The following is a 17,441-nucleotide window of genomic DNA, read 5'->3' as shown; positions in this document are numbered from 1 at the left end:
TCAGCCCTCCGCCCGCACCAGCAGGGCCACGGGCAGCCGGTCGAGCAGCGGCCCGACGCTGACCACACCACCGGCGACGGCGCGGTCGGTGAGCACGTCGTGCCAGTCGCCGTCGGGCAGTGCGACCGTGTGGTCCGACCAGCCGCCGAGGCGGTCCACGGCCGCCGCGAGCCGGGTGCCGACGACCGCGACCCGCGGATCTCCGGCCACCGTCCGGGCGTAGGTGAGCGAGTGCCCGGACGAGTGCGCCAGCGGAAGGAACCCGCTGTCCGGGCCGACGAACGCTTCGGGCAGCGACCGGCGCAGGCGCAGCGCGCGCGAGGTGACCAGCAGCTTCTCGTCGGCCAGGTCGCGCGGACCGGCACCGTCGTCGAGCCGCGCGAGGCGGGCGGCGAGGGGGTCGATGTCGACGAACCGGCGGTTGTCCGGGTCCACCAGCACGGGGCGGGGCACCTCGGTGCCCTGGTAGACGTCGGCGATGCCCGGCAGCGTCAGCTGGACAAGCTTGGTGCCGAGCGTCGCCGCACGGACGGCCGGTCGGCTCCGCAGCTCCCAGCCGCCGAGCAGCTCGGCGACCGCCGGGTCGACCAGCGCCTGCCGCGCCGCGTCCAGCACCGCGCGCTCGTACGGCTCGTCGGGCGCCGTCCACGTGGTCCGGCTCTTGGCCTCGCGGATCGCCTTGGTCAGGTACTCGACCAGCCGGTCCTCGGCGATCGGCCCCTCGTCGGTCCACGTGCCGGCCAGCGTCTGCCAGAGCAGGTACTCGGTGCGGCCGTCGAGCAGGGCGCTGCGGTAGGGCGCGGACGCGGCCTGCAGGGCGTCGACCAGCGCGGACCACTCGCGGGGAAGCTCGCTGAGCACCCCCAGGCGCGACCGGGTGTCCTCGCCGCGCTTGGTGTCGTGGGTGGACAGGGTGGTCATGCCGAGGGGGGCGGACACCTGCTGCTCGGCGGCCCACGCCGACAGGTCCGTGGGCGTGAGCGCGAACTGCTCGGGGGCGCCGCCGACCTCGCACAGTCCCGTGAGGTGGGTCCAGCGGTAGAACGCGGTGTCCTCGACGCCCTTGGCCATGACGGCGCCGCAGGTCTGCTGGAAGCGCACGACCAGCTCGTCGCGCCGGGCGCTGCGGGTGCGTCCTGCGCTGCCGACCTCGCGTCCCAGCAGCAGGTCGACGACGACGTCCATGGTCGCGCCGCGCTCCGAGGAGAGCCGGGCGCGCGCGTGCGCGGCGGCCGCGTGCATGACCTCCAGCGACTCCGGGTGCACCGGCTCGCCGGGGACGACGTAGGCGCGGTAGCGGTCGAACGCGACCAGGAGCTCGATCAGGCAGTCCTCGAGGGCGCGCCAGGTGTGGTCGCGCAGGCGCAGGTCGTCGCGGCAGATGCCGGCGGCCAGCGAGGTCAGCCGGTTCACCTCCGCGTAGAGGGGCCCGTCGACGATCTCGCGTTTGGCTGCCTCCGCGATGGCCGGGAACGCGTCGGACGTGTCCCCGGTGAGCCGGTGCATGACCGCGCCGAGCACCGCTGCTCCGCCCGGGTCGACGAATGTCTCCTGGATGCGCCAGAGCGCCTCGTAGCCCGTGCTGCCCGCGGTCTCCCAGTCGGACGGGAGCGTCTCGTCGCCCTCGAGGATCTTCTCGACGACCACCCACGCGCCGCCGCTCGCCTCGCGCAGCCGCGCCAGGTAGCCGGCGGGGTCGGCCAGACCGTCCGGGTGGTCGATCCGGAGGCCGTCGATCGTGCCGTCCTCGAGCAGCGCCAGGACCAGCGCATGCGTCGCGTCGAACACCGCCGGGTCCTCGACGCGGACCGCCAGCAGGGTGCCGACGTCGAAGAACCGTCGGTAGTTCAGCTCCTCGTCCGCGACCCGCCAGTAGGCCAGCCGGTAGTGCTGGCGCTCGACGAGCTCCGCCAGCGACAGCGACTCCGTTCCGGGCCGGACCGGGAAGACGTGGTCGTAGTAGCGCAGGACGGTCCGACTCCCCTCGCCGGGGATCTCGACCTCGTCCAGCGCCAGCTCGTCGCGGCCGAGGACGGCCCCGATGCGGTCGCCGAGCACGGGCATGAGCACCGCGCCGTCGCCCGCGGACCAGTCCACGTCGAACCAGTCGGCGTAGGGGGAGTCCGGTCCCTCCGCGAGCACCGACCACAGGGCCCGGTTGTGCCAGACCGGCGTCGGGACCGCCATGTGGTTCGGCACGATGTCGAGCACCAGGCCGAGCCCGGCGTCGTGCGCGGCCGCGGCGAGCCGACGCAGCGCGGGCAGGCCTCCGAGCTCGGGCGCGATCTCGTCGTGGTCGATCACGTCGTACCCGTGCGTCGAGCCCGGCGCCGCACGCAGGATCGGGGACAGGTACACGTGTGTCACGCCGAGGGTGGCCAGGTACGGCACCCGCGCCGCGACGTCGTCGAGTGTGAGGTCGGTGCCGAGCTGCACCCGGTACGTCGAGACCGGGACGGGCCTGCCCGCCGTCGGCAGGCGGCGGGTGGGCGTCGGGCGCGGTTCGCTCATGCGCTGGGGCGTGGCCGCGTGGTCCGGCGCTTCGGCTTGTCGTCGGCCGGCTCGCCGTGCCCGCGGCCCTTGGTCTGCTTGGCCGCCTCGCTCGCCGCCGTCGCGACCGCGCCGATGCCCGACGACGTGGGCGACGGGGCGATCGACGGCCGGGTGAACACGATGATCGACTTCTCGCGGAGCTCGAGGGTGGTGCCGGCGTCGACCGTGCTCCCCGCCTCGATCTGCGAGTCCGTGTCCACGACCGCGGTCCACGTGTCCCCGTACCGGCTGCTCGGGAGGGTGAACGTGGCGGAGTCGGGCTGCCCGTTGAACAGGACGAGGAAGCTGTCGTCGACGATCTCCTGGCCGCGCTGGTCCGGCTCGGCGATGGCGTCGCCGTTGAGGAACACCATCACGGCGCGGGCGTGGTCGGCTGCCCAGGCCTCGTCGGGCATGTGGTGCCCGTCCGGTGCGAGCCAGGACAGGTCGAGGAGGTCGGACTCGTCGGAGAGGTCGGGCTTGCCGGCGAAGAAGCGTCGGCGGCGGAACACCGGGTGGTCCTGGCGCAGCCGCACGAGCCGACGCGTGAACTCCAGGAGGTCGGTCTTGTCCTGGTCGAGGTTCCAGTCGACCCAGGAGATCGGGCCGTCCTGGCAGTACACGTTGTTGTTGCCCAGCTGGGTGCGCCCCAGCTCGTCACCGTGCGCGATCATCGGCACCCCTTGCGAGAGCAGCAGGGTGGTGAGGAAGTTGCGCCGCTGGCGCGCCCGCAGCGTGGTGATGCCGGCGTCGTCCGTGGGCCCCTCGACGCCGCAGTTCCACGAGCGGTTGTGGCTCTCGCCGTCGTTGTTGCCCTCGCCGTTGGCCTCGTTGTGCTTCTCGTTGTAGGACACGAGGTCGTTGAGCGTGAAGCCGTCGTGGGCCGTGAAGAAGTTGACGCTGGCGATCGGGCGCCGACCCGTGTGCTCGTAGAGGTCGGACGAGCCCGACAACCGGCTCGCGAACTCGCCGAGCGTCGACGGCTCGCCGCGCCAGAAGTCGCGGACCGTGTCGCGGTACTTGCCGTTCCACTCCGACCACAGGGGCGGGAACCCGCCCACCTGGTAGCCGCCGTCGCCGACGTCCCACGGCTCGGCGATGAGCTTGACCTGCGAGACCACCGGGTCCTGGTGCACCAGGTCGAAGAACGCCGACAGCCGGTCCACCTCATGGAACTGCCGGGCGAGCGTGGCGGCCAGGTCGAACCGGAAGCCGTCGACGTGCATCTCGAGGACCCAGTAGCGCAGCGAGTCCATGATCAGCTGGAGCACGTGCGGGGAGCGCATCAGCAGCGAGTTGCCGGTGCCCGTGGTGTCGAAGTAGTGCGCCTCGTCCTCGTCGACGAGCCGGTAGTAGTTGGCGTTGTCGAGGCCACGGAAGCTCAGCGTGGGGCCCTGGTGGTTGCCCTCGGCGGTGTGGTTGTAGACGACGTCGAGGATGACCTCGATGTCGGCGGCGTGCAGCTCCTTGACCATCGCCTTGAACTCCTGCACCTGCTGGCCGGCGTGCTGGAACGCGGCGTAGCCGTTGTGCGGGGCGAAGAACCCGATGGTGTTGTAGCCCCAGTAGTTCGAGAGGCCCTTCTCGACGAGCGACGGGTCGTTGACGAACTGGTGCACCGGCATGAGCTCGACCGCCGTCACGCCGAGCGACGTGAGGTGCTCGATGACCGCCGGGTGGGCGAGCCCGGCGTACGTGCCGCGCAGCTCCTCGGGCACGGCGGGGTGCTGCATCGTCAGACCACGTACGTGCGCCTCGTAGATGACGGACTCGTGGTACTGGTGCTGCGGCGGACGGTCGTGGCCCCAGTCGAAGTACGGGTTGATCACGACGGAGGTCATGGTGTGCGCCGCGGAGTCGTCGTCGTTGCGCTCGGCGGGGGCGTCGAACCGGTACGAGTACAGCGACGGGTCACCGTCGATCTGCCCGTCGATCGCCTTGGCGTACGGGTCGAGCAGCAGCTTGTTCGGGTTGCAGCGCTGGCCCTGCGCCGGGTCGTACGGGCCGTGCACGCGGTAGCCGTAGCGCTGCCCGGGGGTGATTGCCGGCAGGTACCCGTGCCACACGAACGCGTCGACCTCGGTGAGGTCCGTCCGCGTCTCGGTGCCGTCCTCCGAGATCAGGCAGAGCTCGACTCGATCGGCCACCTCCGAGAACAGGGCGAAGTTCGTCCCGGTCCCGTCATAGGTGGCCCCGAGGGGGTAGGGGCGTCCCGGCCACATCAGCATGGGCCCAGGGTGCCAGTCAGCCGCCCATCCGTCGCGGGGGGCGGTGTCGATCCGAGGTGGAGTTCGCCACACCGCCAGGCGTTGCGCTCCGGGCGGCGACCTGGTGCGCTGGTCCGACGAGAGCGGAGAGGGCGATGAGTCAGGTCGTTGTCGTGGGTGCGGGACTGGCAGGCGCGAAGACGGTCGAGGGTCTGCGGGAGCGCGGGTTCGACGGCCGTGTGGTCCTGCTCGGCGCCGAGACGGAGCGACCGTACGAGCGGCCCCCGCTGTCGAAGGGCTACCTCCAGGGCAGCGAGGAGCGCGAGGGCGCGTTCGTGCACCCGCCCGACTGGTATGCGACGCACGACGTCGAGCTGCGGCTGGGCACGACGGTCGCCTCGATCGACCTCGCCGCCCGCGACGTGATCGACGGCTCGGGTACCCGCACGGCCTGGGACCACCTCGTCCTGGCGACCGGCTCGGCGCCGCGGCGCCTGGACGTGACCGGGGCGGGGCTCGACGGGGTCGTGCACCTGCGGACGATCGACGACAGCGACCGGTTGCGCGCCCTGCTGGGTGCAGGTCCCCGCGTCGTGGTGGTCGGCGGGGGGTGGATAGGGCTCGAGGTCGCCGCCGCGGCGCGCGCGGCCGGGTGCGCAGTCACCGTGCTGGTCCGCGACCCGCTCCCGCTCGCGCGCGTCCTGGGTCCTGAGCTGGCGACGATGTTCGCCGAGCTCCACCGCGCGAACGGGGTCGACCTGCGCACGCGCACCGACGTCTCCGAGATCGTCGCTGCCGGCGACGGCACCCACGTCGGTGCGGTCGTGCTGGCCGACGGCACGGTGATCGACGCGGACCTGGTCGTCGTCGGCATCGGCGCGGCGCCGCGGGTGGACCTGGCGAGGTCCGCCGGGCTGCGCGTGGAGAGCGGCGTGGTCGTCGACGCCCACCTGCGCTCGTCGGACCCGGCCGTGCTTGCGGTCGGGGACATCGCCCGCGCCCTGCACCCGTTCCTGGGCACCCACGTGCGCGTCGAGCACTGGGCGAACGCGCTCCACCAGCCTGCGACGGCAGCGGCGACGATCGTCGGCGCCGACGAGCCGTACGACCGGCTGCCGTACTTCTTCACCGACCAGTTCGACCTGGGCATGGAGTACGTCGGGTACGTGGGTGCGCACGGGTACGACGAGGTGGTCGTCCGCGGCGACCTGGCGAACCGCGAGCTCGTGGCGTTCTGGCGGCGTCGTGGTCAGGTGGTGGCCGGGATGAACGTGAACGTGTGGGACGTCGTCGACGACGTGCAGGCCCTGATCCGGTCCCGTGCCGTCATCGACCGCGACCGTCTGGCCGACCCGGACGTGCCGCTGGGGGACCTGCTCTAGCCGGCCAGCGTCCGGTCCACGGCACGGCGGACCACCTCGTCGTCGTCTGCGCCCTGCGCCCGCCAGCCGAGCTGCTGGATCGCGCCGTTCCCGCGGCGCAGCACCGTGGCCACGTGCCGCTCCACCCACTCCAGGTCGCCCGTGGCGGACAACGCGGGGCGCACGTGCTCGACGAGCTGCCCGACGACCTCCGCTGCCGGCAGCGGGGTCCCGGTGAGCGGGCTGACCAGGTCGCCCGTGAGCCCGGACCGTGCTGCCCGCCAGGTCGCGGCACGCAGCAGCTCGGTGCGCGGCTGAGGCATCGGCTCACCCATCGCAGCCTCCGCGAGCCCGCGCACCAGGGCGGCCTGGAGCGCGGCGTCGTCGGCGTCGAGGCACACGTCCGCGACCCGCACCTCCACCGTCGGGTACCGCGACGAGAGGCGGGCGTCGAAGTAGACCATCCCCTCGTCGAGTATCGCGCCGGTGCGCAGCAGCTCGTCGACGACGGCGCGGTATCCCGCGGCGTCCCCGAACGGTGCGGTCGGCCCCGCGGTCGGCCAGCGGCCCCAGACCTGCGACCGGTAGGACGCGTACCCCGTGGCGCTGCCCTGCCAGGACGGGCTGTTGCCGGACAGCGCGAGCAGCACCGCGTTCCAGGGTCGCAGGTGGTCGAGGATGCGCACGCCCTCGTCGGGGTCGTCGATCGAGACGTGCACGTGGCACCCGCACGTGAGCTGGTCCTGTGCCGTCCGGCCGAACTCCGCGCGGATCGCGTACGCCCGCCGGTCGGGCAGCACGGTCGACTCGACGACCTGCGGCGCGGCCGCCAGCGCGGCGATCCGTGCTCCGGCGCGTCGGGCGAGCGCGTCCGTGCGCGCGCGTCCGGCGCGGATCTCCGCCGCGAGCTCGGTGAGGTCGGCGCGCGGCGGTGTCGAGGTCTCGATCTGCTCCTGCTTGAACTCCTTCTCGAGGTCGCCGCCCGGCTCGTCCGGCGACGACTGCTCGACGGCCGACGCGTGCCGGAGCACGGTCGTCGCCACCGGCTGGGGCCGCCCCTCGGGCGTGACCAGCAGGAACTCCTCCTCGACACCCAGCGTCCGCATCGGAACAGTGTGAGGTGGCGGCCATCCCTGCGCGCGCCAAACGCGCACGGCGGCCGCCTCGCGAGCCCTATGCTGCGGCCCGGGCACTGCGCACGGCAGTGCACGGGGGGCATGGAGGCCGACGTGGGTGCGGGGAGCCGACACCAAGGTGGTGTGCGGTCGTCGACGACCGTCCCGGAGGTCGCCCCGTACCCCTGGAAGACCGTCACCGCGGCGTTCCTCGTCGTGGCGGCCGTGCTCACCACGGTCGTGGCGCTCGCGAACCCGTACCGCCGGTCGCCCGACGTGCACCCCACGCTCACCGGCCCGGCCTGGCTCGACGGCTGGTTCCACTACGACGCCGGCTGGTACCTCAAGATCGCGACCCAGGGGTACGACTACGTCCCCGGGCAGCAGTCGAGCATCGCGTTCTTCCCCGTCTACCCGATGTCGGTGCGCGCGCTCGGCACCGTCCTGGGCGACGCGCAGGTGGCGGGCACCCTCCTCGGTGCGCTGGCCGGGCTGGCGACCGCCCTGGTGTTCGGGCGGTGGGCCTGGGACCGGCTGCCGCGCAGGGCGGCCACGCTCGCCGTCGCGGTGCTGCTGGTCTACCCGTACGCGATGTTCCTGTACGGCGCGGTCTACGCCGACTCGCTGTTCATGCTCTGCACGATCGGCGCCTTCCTGCTGCTCGACCGGCGCTGGTTCGTCGCCGCGGGCGTGGTCGGCGCCCTCGCGACCGCCGGCCGGCCGGTCGGGACGGCGGTTGTCGTGGGCCTGGTGGTCCGCACCCTCGAGATCCTGGCCGAGGACCGGCGGGCAGCGGGCGGGCTGGTGGGATCGGTCGACCCCGGCCCGGGCCGCGTGGGCTGGCGGGAGCTGGTCGGTGCCGTCCGGGACGTCCGGCCGCGGCAGCTCGGGGTGCTCCTGTCCGGTCTGGGGCTGGCGGCGTGGTCGGGGTACCTCTGGCTCGCGTTCGGCGACCCGCTGGCGTTCGTGCACGTCGAGTCCGCGCCCGGGTGGGACCAGGGCGTCGGTCCGCACACCTGGTTCAAGCTCGGATACGTCGAGCTGATCCAGGACGGCCACTACCGCACGGCCGCGCTCCTGACGGTCCAGGCGCTCGCCTGCGTCGTCGCCGTGCTGCTCCTGCCCCGTGTCTGGCGGCTCTTCGGGTGGGGCTACCTGGCCTACGCGGTCGTGGTGCTGCTCATCCCGATCGTGGGGACGGACGACTTCATGGGCACCGGTCGGTACGCGCTGGCCGCGTTCCCCGTGGTCGCCGCGGCCGGGCACGTCCTCGCCGGGCTGAGGTCGCCGGTGCTCCGGGTCGGGCTCCTCGCCCTGAGCGGCGCGCTCCTGCTGGTCCTGACCGTGATGTTCGGCATCTCGTTCGAGGTCTCATGACCGTCCTGGTGACCGGCGGAGCCGGCTACATCGGCGGCCACGTCCTGCGTGTCCTGGCTGCGGCCGGGCGGGACGTGCTCGTGGTCGACGACCTGAGCACGGGTCGGGCGACGCGGCTCGACGGCGTCCCGCTGCTGCGTCTCGACCTCGCGGACCCCGGCTGCGTGCCCCACCTCGCCGCGGCGATGCGCACGCACGGCGTCACGTCGGTGGTGCACCTCGCCGCCCGCAAGCGGGTCCACGAGTCGGTGCAGCGGCCCCTCTGGTACCTCGAGCAGAATGTCGGCGGCGTGGCGCACGTCATCGCCGCGATGGAGCGCGCCGGGGTCGCCAGCATCGTCTTCTCGTCGTCGGCGGCCGTCTACGGCTGCCCCGCGAACGACCTGGTGCACGAGGACGACGCGCTCGCGCCCGTGAACCCCTACGGACGCACCAAGCTGGCCGGGGAGTGGCTGGTCCGCTCCGCGGCCCGGGCGTGGGGCCTGCGCGCGGTGTCGCTGCGGTACTTCAACGTGGCCGGCGCGGGCGCTCCGGAGCTCGGCGACGACGTGGTGGCCAACCTGGTGACCTGCTCACTCGACCGGCTCGCACGGGGCCAGCGTCCGGAGGTGTTCGGCACGGGGTACCCGACCCCTGACGGCAGCTGCGTGCGGGACTTCGTGCACGTCTCCGACCTCGCCGAGGCGCACGTCGTGGCGCTCGACCGGCTCGACCAGGCGGGACCCGTGCCGGACGCCGTCAACATCGGGATGGGCACGGGAGCGTCCGTCCTCGAGGTGCTCGAGCGCCTCGGCGCGGTGTCCGGGCTGGACACCACGCCCACCGTGCTCGGTCCGCGGGCGGGCGACCCGGCGCGCGTCGTCGCCGCGGTCGACCGGGCCCGGGACGAGCTGGGGTGGGTGGCGCGCAGCGACCTGTCCGACATCCTGCTGAGCGCCTGGCAGTCGTGGCAGGCAGGCCCGCGGGCGATCCGCTAGGACGCCGCAGAGCGCGCTGGTGTCGCCGCGGCGACGGTCTCCGGCGTCCCGAACCGGGCGACGACCACCGCGCCGACGAGGACCAGCAGGAACCCGCACGCGGCGGCCGCAGTCGATCCGGGGGACGGCCGGTCGCCCGCGAGGACGATGCCGAGGAGTGCCCCGACGACCGTCTCCACCCCCACCATGAGTGCGGTCACGGCGACGACCGGCGCGCGTCGCAGCGCGATCGCCGACGACGCGAGGCCGAGCCCGCCGCTGACGGCGGCGCACCAGACCAGGGGAGCGGTGAGCAGGTCGACCGGGTGCCAGCTCGGGGCGGTCCGCGCGCCGAGTGCGAGCACGGCGAACGCGCCTCCCGCGAGCACGGCGAGCACCAGACCCCGGCGCGTCGACGGTGGCCCGAGGGCGGTCAGCACCGCCGCGACGCACAGGGCCGCGGTGCCCCCGACGACCACCCAGGTCGCTGCGTGGCTCAGCTCCGACGCCGGCCGCGACTCCACCGTCGACGCGAGGAGCACGAGGCCGGTGCCGACGCCCGCCAGCCCGAGCCAGTCGGTCCAGCGCAGCCGTGCTCCGAGCACCGTCACCGCGAGGAGGGCGGCGACGGCCAGGCTGGACGCCCGACCGGCCTGGACGGCGAACAGGGGGAGGGTCCGCAGGGCGACGAACGACAACGCGAACCCCGTGGCGACCAGCACAAGCGCCAGCAGGTACACCGGGTTCCTCGCCAGCCCGCCGACCAGCGCGGCGTCGAGCCGGGCCTCCGGCGGCAGGCGCCGGACCGCCACGGCCTGGAGCACGATCGCCGTCCCCGAGCACAGCGCGGCACCGGCCACGCACAGCAGTGCAGCTCCCACGATCGCCCTTCGTCGTCCTGCCGGGTGCGGAACTCGCTCCGGGCTCGCCTCGGAAACCCTATGCTCCACGCGGACGCCGAGGCTTCAGACCGTGCCCCGCGCCGTCATCTCCTTCGACGAAAGGCCGGTGCCGACCCCGTGCCCGCAGCATCCTCGGGACGACAGCCGTTCACGAAGCTCTCGATCTTCTTCCCCATGTGGAACGAGGAGCAGTACATCCGGCGCGCGGTGGGCGCGGCGCGTGGCATCTGCCTCGAGCTCGTGGAGTCCGGCCAGATCCTCGACTACGAGCTCATTGTCGTCGACGACGCGTCCACCGACGCCACGCCGGAGATCGCGGACGCGATGGCCGCCGCCGACGACCACGTGCGCGTCGTGCACCACACCCGGAACCGGAAGCTCGGGGGCTCGCTGAAGAGTGGTTTCGCGGCCGCGACCGGTGACGTGGTCCTCTACACCGACGCCGACCTGCCGTTCGAGATGACCGAGCTGGTCCGCGCGCTGCGGGTGCTCGAGACGTACGAGGTCGACATGGTCAGCGCCTACCGGCTGGACCGCACCGGCGAGGGTCCGCGGCGGGCGGTGTACTCGTTCTTCTACAACGGGCTGGTGCAGCTCGCGTTCGGGACGCGCGTGCGGGACATCAACTTCGCCTTCAAGCTCTGCCGCCGACAGGTCCTCGACCACGTCGTCCTCAAGAGCGAGAGCTCGTTCATCGACGCCGAGCTGGTGATCCGGGCCCAGCGCGCGGGGTTCCAGGTGCTCCAGATCGGTGTCGACTACTTCCCGCGGACGCGCGGGGTCTCCACGCTCTCGTCGTTCGGCGTCATCCGGGCGATGGTGCTGGAGATGGTGCGGCTGCGCCGCGAGCTGAAGAGCGTCGTCCCGGTCAAGGGTCCGACCTCGTCGTGACCCGGCTGCTGATCGTGACGGCGGACGATCTCGGGCTGACCCGGGGTGTCAACGCCGCGGTCCGGCGCGCGCACGAGGACGGGGTGGTGACCGCGACGTCGCTGCTCGCGGTCGGGCAGGCCTTCGACGACGCCGTAGCGATGGTGCGTCAGCTGCCCGACCTCGAGCTCGGTGCGCACCTCGCGCTGGTGGGAGAGGACCCGCCGTTGCTGTCGGCGCGCGAGGTGCCGACGCTGGTCGACGGGCGCGGCGCGTTCCCGCTGAGCTACCGCACGGTGGTCCTGCGCGGGCTCGCGGGTCGGATCGACCCGGACGACGTCCGGCGCGAGCTCGGCGCCCAGCTGGAGCGCGTGCTGGGCGCCGGCGTGCCGGTCACCCACGTCGACACGCACCAGCACACCCACCTGTGGCCGACCGTCGGCGCCGTGGTCGCCGAGCTGGCGACCGCGTCCGGTGTGCCGGCCGTCCGCGCGCCCGGCAGCCACGCCCACGGTCCGGTGGGCCTCGGCGTCCGCGTCCTCGCCCGACGGTCCCGCTCGACCCTGCGTGCCGCCGGACGCGCGACGACCGCCGACTACGCGGGGCTCGACGAGGCCGGACGCCTGGACACCGCGCGGTTCAACCGGACCCTCGCCGAGGCGGCCCGGCGGGGTGCCCCGACGCTCGAGGTCAACTGTCACCCGGCCGTCGCGGGCGACCCCGACCTGCGCCGTTTCACCTGGGGCTACCGGTGGGCCGACGAGCTCGCGATGCTCGTCGATCCCCAGGTGCGGGCGGCGATCGCGTCCGCGGGGTTCACGCTGGGCGGCTTCGCGGACCTCGACCGGTACGGTGCCGCGTGACCACCCGCACCCGCCGTCGCCCGGACGCCGCCGGCCGCCGCGCGCTCGCCCTGTACCGGTCCGCCTCCGCCGGAGACCGCCTGCATGTGCGCGTCCGCTGGTTCAGCGCCCCGTTCCCGCCGGTCGCCGAGGCGCTGCCGGCCGCGGGACGTGTGCTCGAGATCGGGTGCGGGCACGGTCTGTTCAGCGCGTACGCGGCGCTCTCGGCCCCGGGTCGGGACGTGCTCGGCGTGGACATCGACGCCGACAAGATCGCCGTCGCCACGGCCGCGGCGCGCGGTGTCCCGCGGCTCGCGTTCGCACGGGCACCCGACGGCGCGGTGCCGGCAGGCCCGTGGGACGCGGTCGTGTTCGTCGACGTCCTCTACCTGCTCGGTGCGGAGCAGCAGCGGGCACTGCTGACCGAGGCCGTGCAGGCGCTCGCCCCCGGCGGCCGCCTGGTGGTGAAGGAGATGGGGACGCAGCCGGCGTGGAAGGTCCGCTGGAACACGCTCCAGGAGACGGTGTCGGTCAAGCTGCTGCGGATCACGGAGGGTTCGTCGTTCGACTTCGTGGACCCGCGGACCATGGCCGGGTGGCTGACCGGGCTCGGGCTCGACGTGGAGCTGCGACGACTGGACGCCCGCAGGGTGCACCCGCACCACTTGGTGGTCGCGCAGCGGCCGGTCGAGGGGGAGTGACAGGCGGCAGGTCGTTGACCGCGTGGCGCGCGGAACGTACCGTGCAGTAACGCTGCCGTCCGAATGGTGAGATGACGCATGAGGCTGTTCCCGACCGTCCACGCGACCGGTGACCTCCCGGCCCCGCACCGCACCCACCTCGAGAGCCACGGGCTGACGTTCGTCGGCGCCGACGACGGTCCGGACGTGGTGCTGGTGCTGCCGGGGACCGCGACGGTGGGCGCGTCCGGCGACGCCGGCCTCGTCGTCCTGGTCGGCGGTGCTGAGACGCCGGCGGTCACCGAGCTGCTGGCGGCCCGCGGCGTCGTCGTGCGCGTCGCGGCGGCCGCGGAGCCGACCGGGCTCGTGCCGGCCGACCTCACTGCGGACGACCTGCTGGCCTGGACCAGCGACGTCGAGCTGCCGGTGAGCGCGACCCTCGAGCTCGCCGGGTCCGCCCGGCCCGTGCTGCGGTCGGCGACCGGGAGCCAGGCGCTGGGCGCCGTCGTCGCGGCGGGGAGCCGCGACGCTGCCGGCGCGTTCCTCGTGCTCGGCGTCGACCCGTCGCCCGAGGTCCTGCTCAACGCGGCGGTGTGGGCCGCGCGCCCGTCCGCCCCCGAGGAGGCAGCCGGACGCCGGTCCGACCTGGTGACGCACCCCGCGTGGACCCGTCTCAAGCAGGACGTCTCCGAGCTCCAGGCCGCGCAGGTCAAGGACGGCTCGATCCCGGACGCGGCCCTGCACGCCCGCGCCCGGGAGCTGGTGCACGCCATCGGCATCGCGCTGCACGACCTCGCCGCGGAGCTGCCGCACGACGGGGACTACCTGACCACGGTCGGCAAGGACCTCACCCGCTGGGCCGATGCGGGCTTCGGGGTGCCGGACTTCCTCGACTCGCTGGTCGCGTTCCACCCCCAGGAGCAGCGGGTGGACGGGCTGCCGCACCTCGTGCTCTTCCCCATGTACACGCAGAACGGCAGCACCGACCGGCGCATCGAGGCGGTGCTGCTCCAGGTGCGGTGGCCGGAGCTGGTCGCCCGGCTCGAGGCCGAGCAGTTCAGCAACGCGCTCTTCGTCCCCGTCACGTTCCTCGACTTCACGCCCGGATACGACACCAACTCGGCGGTGCTGTTCCCGGAGACCGTCGCCGTCCGCGAGGTACCGACGTTCACCTGGGGCGCGATCTTCGCCGACCGCGAGGCCGCGCGGTTCCGGCGCGTGGTCCGTGCCGCGGCCGAGACGACGCGCCTCGCGCTCCCGCCCGACGCAGCGCGGCTGCTGGACGACCAGCGGCTCGCCGAGGAGACGTTCATCCTCTGGGACCTGGTGCACGACCGCACGCACATGCGCGGCGACCTGCCGTTCGACCCGTTCATGATCAAGCAGCGGATGCCGTACTTCCTCTACTCGCTGGAGGAGCTGCGCTGCGACCTGACCGCCTTCCGGGCGGCGGTCCGGCTCGAGGGCGAGGGTGTCCCGCACGCGCGGTACGTGCAGTACGCGATCCTGTTCGACCGGCTGTTCCGGTTCCCGGTGACCGGTTCGAGGGTGCGCAACTACGACGGGCTGGGCGGCCAGCTGCTGTTCGCGTGGCTGCACCAGCGCCACGTGCTGCACTGGACCGACTCCCGGCTGACCATCGACTGGCCGCAGGTGCCCGAGGCCGTCATCGCGCTGGCCGAGCAGATCGAGCAGCTGTACTGGCGCTCCATCGACCGGCCGAAGACCGCGCACTGGCTCGCCGCGTACGCCCTGGTGTCCGGCACCGTGACCCCGCACCCGGCCTCGGTATGGGCTCGGGGCGACCTGCCGCTGGACGGTCCGCCCAAGGGGTTCACCGACGCGGTGCTCGACGACGAGTTCCCCCTGTCGATGTTCTACGAGGCGCTGTCCCGCAAGATCGGTGACGTCGTGGCGTCGACCAGCGGGATCACGGCCTGAGCGGCGACCGCTACAGGTAGTTCACCGGGGTCCTCGGGTCGGGTGCGATCGTGTCCTCGTGCGTGGAGCCGTTCCCGACCTCGCGGGCAGGATCCGCCGCGAGCGTGCGGTCGCACATGGTGTCGACCTGGTCCCAGAACGCGCCGTCGTGCCAGTAGCCCGTGTGACTGAGCACCCGGGGCAGGGGCTGGTCGACGACGTAGCGGTGGCTGGGCGGGTCGACCAGCTCAAGGTCGACGCCGGGCTGGATGGTCGAGTCGCGCGTGCGGACCGCACCCCCGATGTAGTCGGTCGCGTAGAACACGTTCTGCCAGAGCACCGGACCGATCCCGGCCCGACCGTCGGCGATCCCCGCGAGAAAGCCGTCGCTGAACAGGGCCGGGAACGCCCACCGGTACAGCTTGCCCAGAGGTGACCCGAGCGTGACCACGCCGAGGGTCGGCTCCGTGCTGCCGCGCACCGGCGACCGTCGTCCGACGACCGCGGCGGCGATCACGCTGCCCTGCGAGTGCGCGGTGAGCACGACGCGACCGCCGTTGTCGTGCAGGCGCCAGATCCGTCGGGTCAGCTCGGGGACCGCCCGCTCGGCGTAGGCCGGCGGGGCGAACGGGTGGAAGGCGCGCGGGAAGAAGCTCCCCACGTCGAAGAGCGAGCCGAGGACGCGGCGCCAGCGCTCGTTGCGCCAGGCGCTGGCCAGGATCAGCACGTACAGCGGCGGGAAGGCGACGGCGACCGTGGTGCCGAGGTCGACCAGGAACATCGGTGTCCCGTCGTCGAGCAGCCAGATCCAGCTGAGGAAGACGACCAGCCCGACCACGCCGCCGAGCGTGAGCACGACGAGCGGGATGGCGACGGCGCGCGAGTGGTCGCCGACGAACTGCATCATCGCGACCTTGCTGACCCAGCGTGACGGTCGTCCCGCCCGCTGCCGGCCGCTCGTGCCGAACAGCGGCGGGTCGAAGGCGGACCGCCACCAGCCGGCCTCCGTGCGCGCGGCGGCGTCGACGCGCACCGCGGGGATGCCCGCCAGGTCGTACTGCTCGCGCAGCTTCGCCTCGACGGCCGGTGCCCTGCGCGCGCGGCTGCGGCCGAGGGCCACCCAGAAGCCGATACCGAACAGCAGGAACAGCGTGATCAGTCCCAGCGACAGCATCGACGCCAGCGAGCCCACGGCCTCCGGGATGTAGATGGCCCGCGGGTCGGCGGTGACACCGGGCGTCGGTCCGAACCCCCAGGTCACGGTCCCGAGCACCCGTCCGACGTAGACCATGAGGGACAGCAGCACGGTGTTGGCCACCATGAGCGCGACGGTGTTCATCACGAACGGGGCGGCCCAGGGGAACAGGCTGAGCCGAGGGATCGTCTGCTGCTGGGCGCGCAGCTCGCGTGCCTTGACCAGCCGGAAGATCCACGCGCCGACCTGCTGGCCGGCCAGCGGGAGCAGCAGGAACAGGCTGGCCCCCCACACCAGGTTCACCGCGGGGCGGGCGCCCGGCAGCACCCCGGCCGGTCCGGCGACGTGGGGGAGCGAGAGCGCGGCGACCCCGGCGAGCACGAGGGCCGCCAGCGTCAGGACGAGGACGGCGGTGGCGAGGACCGGGTGGGCGTCGTCGAACGCCAGCAGCCCCATCACGGCGATGATGCCGACCCCGCCGGCCACCGTCGCGGCCTGCCCGAGCGAGCCGGCGTCCGACCCGGCGCCCAGCGCGGACGTCGACCAGCCCAGCAGGAGGCCGACCACGCCCAGGCACGCGGCGAGGTGGAGCCGCGACAGGAAGACGTGCCAGCGCAGCCCCGACCAGAAGTCGGGGTGTCGCAGCCCGCCCTCCTGCGCCGCGGCGCACCGGCGCGACGGTTCGGTGCCGGTGTCGACACCGGGCGTGTCGAGCGCTCCCTGGTCCGCGCCGATCGGGGTCGGCGGCTCGACCCGCTCGTACGACGACCGGGTGTGACGGGCGAGCAGCGCGAACAGCAGCGCGACGAGGGTGGCGGCGCCGGCGCCGGCCAGGATGCGGGCGCCCGGCTGGTCGACGGGCAGCCAGCGGTCGACGGTGTCCGTCCACCACGCGTCGCGCCGGCACTGCGGTGACCCACCGCACTGGTACGCGACGATGTCGGTGAGCAGCATGGTGACCATCACGGCCGTGCTCAGCGTGAGCGCCAGGGCAGCGAGCCGCGCGAACCACCGGAACACCCAGATCGTGGCGGGCTCGTCGACCTCCTGGTCGCCGGACATGACCCAGCGCCGGGCCATCCATCCCGCCATGTTCGCGAACATCGACGGCAGCAGGAGCGCCCAGAGCGCGCGCGTGCGGCTGCGCGAGGTCAGGCCGCCCCACGAGTACGCCTCGCGGTGCCGGCCACGGGCGTCGCGCGTGCGGAAGAAGCCCGCGACCCGGTCACCGGCCACCCGGGTGGGGGCGAGGTCGCCGAGCAGGGACTCGGGACTGGTGCCCCCGACGCCGTGCACGCGGATCTCGGTCAGCCCGTCGAGCGCCACCGGATCCGGCACCAGGCCGGCGGATCCCACGTCGAGCGCCATCGCTGCCTCCAGCCGTGGGCACCGTGCGGTGCCCGCTCACCCCGACGGGACGACGTCGTCCCTGGTGAGAAGAGTCGCTGGCCTGTCGTCCAGATACCGCTGAGCATCCTCCGTGG

General features: G+C 73.4%; 12 protein-coding genes. 7 read left to right on the top strand and 5 right to left on the bottom strand.

Annotated elements, in window-relative coordinates; all coding sequences use genetic code 11:
* On the bottom strand, window positions 1-2,511 hold the full coding sequence (treY, locus tag ACO06A_RS20300) for a malto-oligosyltrehalose synthase (protein ID WP_421733990.1): 2,511 nt from the start codon (window positions 2,509-2,511) through the stop codon (window positions 1-3).
* On the bottom strand, window positions 2,508-4,760 hold the full coding sequence (gene glgX / locus ACO06A_RS20295) for a glycogen debranching protein GlgX (protein ID WP_421733989.1): 2,253 nt from the start codon (window positions 4,758-4,760) through the stop codon (window positions 2,508-2,510). The genes treY and glgX overlap by 4 nt, the downstream gene beginning before the upstream one ends.
* A gap of 134 nt (window positions 4,761-4,894) precedes the next feature.
* On the opposite strand from glgX, the gene ACO06A_RS20290 reads away from it, so the two are divergent.
* Window positions 4,895-6,121, top strand: a complete 1,227-nt coding sequence (locus ACO06A_RS20290) for an NAD(P)/FAD-dependent oxidoreductase (RefSeq protein ID WP_421733988.1) — start codon at window positions 4,895-4,897, stop codon at window positions 6,119-6,121.
* Here the strand turns inward: ACO06A_RS20290 and ACO06A_RS20285 are convergent.
* Window positions 6,118-7,206 (bottom strand): carboxylate-amine ligase, encoded by a 1,089-nt coding sequence (locus ACO06A_RS20285; protein WP_421733987.1) that lies wholly within the window; start codon window positions 7,204-7,206, stop codon window positions 6,118-6,120. The two genes, ACO06A_RS20290 and ACO06A_RS20285, sit on opposite strands and share 4 nt — an antisense overlap.
* Window positions 7,207-7,359: 153 nt before the next feature.
* On the opposite strand from ACO06A_RS20285, the gene ACO06A_RS20280 reads away from it, so the two are divergent.
* Both ACO06A_RS20280 and galE read left to right on the top strand, forming a co-directional pair.
* Window positions 7,360-8,592 carry a hypothetical protein gene (locus ACO06A_RS20280; protein WP_421733986.1) on the top strand — a complete coding sequence of 411 codons (1,233 nt, stop codon included), beginning with the start codon at window positions 7,360-7,362 and terminating at the stop codon, window positions 8,590-8,592.
* Window positions 8,589-9,569: a UDP-glucose 4-epimerase GalE gene (galE, locus tag ACO06A_RS20275; protein WP_421733985.1), complete on the top strand. Its 981-nt coding sequence runs from the start codon at window positions 8,589-8,591 to the stop codon at window positions 9,567-9,569. The genes ACO06A_RS20280 and galE overlap by 4 nt, the downstream gene beginning before the upstream one ends.
* On the opposite strand, the gene ACO06A_RS20270 is transcribed toward galE, so the two are convergent.
* On the bottom strand, window positions 9,566-10,429 hold the full coding sequence (locus ACO06A_RS20270) for a hypothetical protein (protein ID WP_421733984.1): 864 nt from the start codon (window positions 10,427-10,429) through the stop codon (window positions 9,566-9,568). The genes galE and ACO06A_RS20270 overlap by 4 nt on opposite strands.
* Window positions 10,430-10,567: 138 nt before the next feature.
* Here ACO06A_RS20270 and ACO06A_RS20265 point away from each other — a divergent pair, with 138 nt between their 5' ends.
* The 4 genes from ACO06A_RS20265 to ACO06A_RS20250 all read left to right on the top strand — a co-directional run bounded on the left by ACO06A_RS20265 (window position 10,568) and on the right by ACO06A_RS20250 (window position 14,783).
* Window positions 10,568-11,341, top strand: a complete 774-nt coding sequence (locus ACO06A_RS20265) for a glycosyltransferase family 2 protein (protein WP_421733983.1) — start codon at window positions 10,568-10,570, stop codon at window positions 11,339-11,341.
* Complete coding sequence (locus ACO06A_RS20260) at window positions 11,338-12,183, top strand: ChbG/HpnK family deacetylase (protein WP_421733982.1); 846 nt, start codon at window positions 11,338-11,340, stop codon at window positions 12,181-12,183. Before ACO06A_RS20265 ends, ACO06A_RS20260 begins: the two co-directional genes overlap by 4 nt.
* Window positions 12,180-12,863 carry a class I SAM-dependent methyltransferase gene (locus ACO06A_RS20255; protein ID WP_421733981.1) on the top strand — a complete coding sequence of 228 codons (684 nt, stop codon included), beginning with the start codon at window positions 12,180-12,182 and terminating at the stop codon, window positions 12,861-12,863. Before ACO06A_RS20260 ends, ACO06A_RS20255 begins: the two co-directional genes overlap by 4 nt.
* 624 nt (window positions 12,864-13,487) lie before the next feature.
* Window positions 13,488-14,783: a DUF6421 family protein gene (locus tag ACO06A_RS20250; protein ID WP_421736106.1), complete on the top strand. Its 1,296-nt coding sequence runs from the start codon at window positions 13,488-13,490 to the stop codon at window positions 14,781-14,783.
* Window positions 14,784-14,793: 10 nt separating this feature from the next.
* Here the strand turns inward: ACO06A_RS20250 and ACO06A_RS20245 are convergent, their stop codons facing one another.
* Complete coding sequence (locus ACO06A_RS20245) at window positions 14,794-17,325, bottom strand: hypothetical protein (protein ID WP_421733980.1); 2,532 nt, start codon at window positions 17,323-17,325, stop codon at window positions 14,794-14,796.
* Window positions 17,326-17,441: the final 116 nt, after the last annotated feature.

It is taken from the genome of Cellulomonas sp., from assembly GCF_965229465.1.
Classification (GTDB): Bacteria; Actinomycetota; Actinomycetes; order Actinomycetales; family Cellulomonadaceae; genus Cellulomonas.
Note: the sequence above shows the minus strand (reverse complement) of the source record. Positions and strands in the feature narration are given on the sequence as shown.

Bases quoted from the DNA above. Each gene is read 5' to 3' on its own strand.
- treY (WP_421733990.1), bottom strand. From the start codon at position 2,511: ATGAGCGAACCGCGCCCGACGCCCACCCGCCGCCTGCCGACGGCGGGC.
- galE (WP_421733985.1), top strand. From the start codon at position 8,589: ATGACCGTCCTGGTGACCGGCGGAGCCGGCTACATCGGCGGCCACGTC.
- glgX (WP_421733989.1), bottom strand. From the start codon at position 4,760: ATGCTGATGTGGCCGGGACGCCCCTACCCCCTCGGGGCCACCTATGAC.
- ACO06A_RS20245 (WP_421733980.1), bottom strand. From the start codon at position 17,325: ATGGCGCTCGACGTGGGATCCGCCGGCCTGGTGCCGGATCCGGTGGCG.
- ACO06A_RS20290 (WP_421733988.1), top strand. From the start codon at position 4,895: ATGAGTCAGGTCGTTGTCGTGGGTGCGGGACTGGCAGGCGCGAAGACG.
- ACO06A_RS20285 (WP_421733987.1), bottom strand. From the start codon at position 7,206: ATGCGGACGCTGGGTGTCGAGGAGGAGTTCCTGCTGGTCACGCCCGAG.